The sequence below is a fragment of the Kitasatospora sp. NPDC002965 genome, from assembly GCF_040611255.1.
In the GTDB taxonomy this organism is placed as follows: domain Bacteria; phylum Actinomycetota; class Actinomycetes; order Streptomycetales; family Streptomycetaceae; genus Kitasatospora.
Genome location: NZ_JBEXNT010000278.1, coordinates 1 through 3,589 on the forward strand (window position 1 = coordinate 1; position 3,589 = coordinate 3,589).

The window sequence follows — 3,589 nt, forward strand, 5'->3', positions numbered from 1 at the left end:
GGGGGCCCCCGGCCCGGCGGCGAGGGGCCTGGGGGTGCGGGGGCCGGAGGGCTCAGGCCTCGCGCCGGCGGCGACCGCCCGGGCGGGGCGGCGGGGGAGCGTCGGCGGTCAGCTCGGAGCGTCGGTTCCCGCCGTCCCGCTCCAGCGTGCCGACGACGCGGCGCAGCAGGCCGGCCAGCTGCTCGCACTCCTCGTCGGAGAGTGCGCCGGCCACGAACGCCTCCTCCTGGTTGAAGCGCGGGAACAGCTCGGCCATCAGGGACTCCCCGGCGGGGGTGAGCCGCAGCAGCACCATCCGCCCGTCCGACGGGTGGCCGACCCGCTCGACCAGGCCGCGGGATTCGAGCGTGCGGGCGACGCCGGTGAGCGTGCCCTTGGAGATGCCGGCCTCCTCGGCGACGTACCGGGTCTCCATCTCGCCCCAGATCCAGACCACCCAGAGCACCACGAACGAGGTCCAGGTCAGCTGGGCGCCGCGCAGGACGGAGTTCTCCAGGTGCTGGCGGACGGCGGCGGCCGCCCGGTGGATGTTGGAGACGGCGGCCATCTGCGCCCGTAGCAGCGGAACCTGGCCCAGCTTGGCCAGGACGGCCCGCTCGGTCTCCTCGATGGTGCGGTTGGTCACCGGTCGTCCCTCCCCCGCGGCGGGGCCGCGGTTCTGTCGTCGGCCGAATCTAGCGTGCCGGGCACTCCATTTGCACCCGTACGACCTGCGTCCGGGGCTCGGGGGTCCCGGGCCCGGGGGTTCCGGGCCCGGGACGCAGGATCAGCCCGTCGTGGCCGCCGACTCCAGCACGCGACCGCCGTTCCAGACCACGCCGACCTGCCGGTAGTAGGCGGCGATCGGCTCCTCGATCCGCAGCGCGGCCAGCTCCTCCGTGGGCGCCTCGAACAGCTCCAGCTCGGCGCTGCCGCGCCAGGCCGGTCCGGCCTCGAAGGCGGCGGCCCCGCTCTCGACCAGCTCGTCCAGCGCGAAGGCGCCCGGCCGGTCGATGGCCGGCAGCCGGCGGTGGTGGGCCATCGGGTGGCCGTTCACGAAGCCGTTGGTCGGGGACTCCTCCTCCAGCGTGACCACCGCCTGGGCGAGCCGCCGGTCGGCCGCCGCGAGGGTGGCCCCGAACCGGGCGCCGGGGGCGAGCCGGGGCGCCGGGCCGAAGGGGTGCGGGCGGGTCTGGTGGATCGAGCCCAGCTTCTTCGGGTAGCCCTGGTGCAGGCCGCGCGCGATCGCGAAGTCCTTGTCCACCCAGATGTAGACGCAGCGGGAGTAGGTCCGGCCCCGGTAGCTGCAGCGCACCACGGCGAAGCACTCCCGGTACTGGGAGCGGACCGGGTCGAGCAGCTCCGCGCCGTCGGCGGCGCAGGACTGCCAGTCGGCCCAGATCAGGGCGACCGCGCCGGGGTCCTCCTCGGCCGGCGACAGCGGCGCGGGGAGCAGCTCGGCGACCCGGGCCGGGTCGGTGCGGTACTCGATCGTCAGCAGGTCGCCCGAGTAATGCCAGGGCGGGGCCGGGACGAGGGAGGAGCGGCCGGTGGCCGTCCTGGGGTGAAAGAAGCCGTGCACGGTGGCCACGGCACCTCCTGGTTCGGGGTGGCTGGGGCGGGTGGCGGGCGGGTCGGTGGGCGCGGCGGCGGGGGTGCGACCTGCGGGGGTTTCTCGTTTGGGGCCATACGATATGCCGTGACGGGCCGCCTGTCACCCCCCTCCTCCCCGATCGCGCGGATCGGGCCCGGACTCTTGCCGAACGGGGCGCCCGGGCCTAATGTTTGATCCCAAACGAGAGTCCGGGGCCGGTGCTGTCCGCTCGCCCGCCCGGACCGCAGGTGCACTCCCTCCCCCCACGCCAGCCTCACGAGGAGGCCCGCAGTGACCGACCAGGTCGCCACCCCCGCATCCCCCGCCGGGACCACCCCCGACGCCGGGACCGCCCCGGTCGCCGGCCCGAACGCCGCAGGCCCGAGCGTCGCAGGCCCGAGCGTCGCAGGCCCGAGCGTCGCAGGCCCGAGCGTCGCCGAGACGGTCGCCGCGCTCAAGGCCCGGGGCGTCGACGTCGTCCGCGTGACCTACCCGGACCTCATGGGGACCGACCGGGGCCGCGACATCCTCGTCGACGCCCTGCCCGACGCCGTCCACCACGGCCTCGCCTTCTGCCGCGCGATCTACCACACCGGACCGCTCGGCGAGGTCGTCCCGGTCGAGGGCGGCCTGGACGCGGGCCTGCCCGACATCACCTTCCACCCCGACCTCGCCACCCTGGTCCCGCTGCCCTGGGAGCCCGGCGTCGCCTGGTGCCTCGGCCGCACCACCGACCCGCGCACCGGCCGCCCGGGCCCGGAGTCGCCCCGCGAGGTCCTGCACACCGTCACCGAACGCCTCGCCGGGCTCGGGCTCACCGCCGTCGTCGGACCGGAGCTGGAGTACTTCCTCTGCGACCCGGACCCGACCGCGCCGAGCGGCTGGCGGCCCTACGCGGACGCCCCGGGCAACGTCTACGCGGCCGGCCGGCGCGGCGACCCGGACGGCCACCTGCTGCGCACCCTGCGTCAGCTCGGCCGGCTCGGCATCGGCGTCACCATGGGCAACCACGAGTTCTCCGGCGGCCAGTTCGAGATCAACCTCACCCACTCCGAGGCCGTGGACGCCGCGGACCGGGCGTTCCGGTTCAAGGCCGCCGTCAAGGAGCTCGCCCGGGTGGAGGGCCGGCTGGCCACCTTCATGGCCAAGCCGTTCAACGCCGAGGGCGGCTCCGGCTTCCACCTGCACGTCTCCTGCCTCGACACCGCGGGGCGGAACGTGTTCGCCGACCCCGGCGCGCCCGACGGCCTCTCCGCCACCGCCCGGCACGCGATCGGCGGCGTCCTGCGGCACGCGCCCGCGCTGGCCGCGCTGCTCAACCCCACCGTGAACTCCTACAAGCGGTTCGGGCCGGACACCCTGGCGCCCTGGCTCATCGACTGGGGCCTGGACAACCGCAGCGCGATGGTGCGCATCCCGCCGGAGCGCGGCGGCGCGACCCGGCTGGAGGTGCGCCTGGGCGACGCGACCGCCAACCCCTACCTGGCGGTCGCCGGCCTCGTCGCCGCGCTCGCGCTCGGCGTCGAGGACGCGGTGGAACCGTCCGCTCCGCTGGAGGGCTACGGCTACGACGCCGCCAGGGCGCCCGTGCTGCCCGGCTCGCTCGGCGCGGCGCTGGACGCCCTGGAGGCCGACACGGCGCTCTGCGAGGCGCTCGGCAAGGACTTCACCGGGGCCTTCCTGGCCTTCAAGCGGGCCGAGCTGGAGCGCTTCGACCGCTACGTGACCGACTGGGAGTTCCGGGAGTACGGCTACCACCTCTGAGCTTGTCGTCCCACCCTGACGGACCCGCACCCCCGACGGACCCGACGCCCGCCCCGGGCGGCGGGTCCGTCGCCGTTCCCGCAGCTCGCCGCCCCGGGCCGGGCCCCGCCGCCCCCCTCCGGTCCCCCGCCGGCCATCCCCGGTCCGCAGCAGCCGCGGTGGTCCCCGCCGCCCCCCTCCGGCCGTCGCCCGGGAACGCCGCTGCCGCCCCCGGCGGACCCGGGGCGGCCGCGGCGTCGTTCGGCGGGGTGC

At 76.3% G+C, this 3,589-nt stretch carries 3 protein-coding genes; 1 reads left to right on the plus strand and 2 read right to left on the minus strand.

Annotation, left to right across the window (positions count from 1 at the left end; all coding sequences use genetic code 11):
* Positions 1 to 52 precede the first annotated feature (52 nt).
* On the minus strand, positions 53 to 625 hold the full coding sequence (locus ABZY91_RS41715) for a MarR family transcriptional regulator (RefSeq protein WP_355409431.1): 573 nt from the start codon (positions 623 to 625) through the stop codon (positions 53 to 55).
* Between the two features lie 141 nt (positions 626 to 766).
* Positions 767 to 1,570: an acetoacetate decarboxylase family protein gene (locus ABZY91_RS41720; protein ID WP_355409433.1), complete on the minus strand. Its 804-nt coding sequence runs from the start codon at positions 1,568 to 1,570 to the stop codon at positions 767 to 769.
* 504 nt (positions 1,571 to 2,074) lie between these two features.
* Here ABZY91_RS41720 and ABZY91_RS41725 point away from each other — a divergent pair.
* On the plus strand, positions 2,075 to 3,337 hold the full coding sequence (locus ABZY91_RS41725; RefSeq protein WP_355409435.1) for a glutamine synthetase family protein: 1,263 nt from the start codon (positions 2,075 to 2,077) through the stop codon (positions 3,335 to 3,337).
* Positions 3,338 to 3,589: the final 252 nt, after the last annotated feature.

Excerpts from the sequence above, each read along its gene's own strand:
- ABZY91_RS41725 (WP_355409435.1), top strand. The coding sequence starts at position 2,075 with ATGGGGACCGACCGGGGCCGCGACATCCTCGTCGACGCCCTGCCCGAC.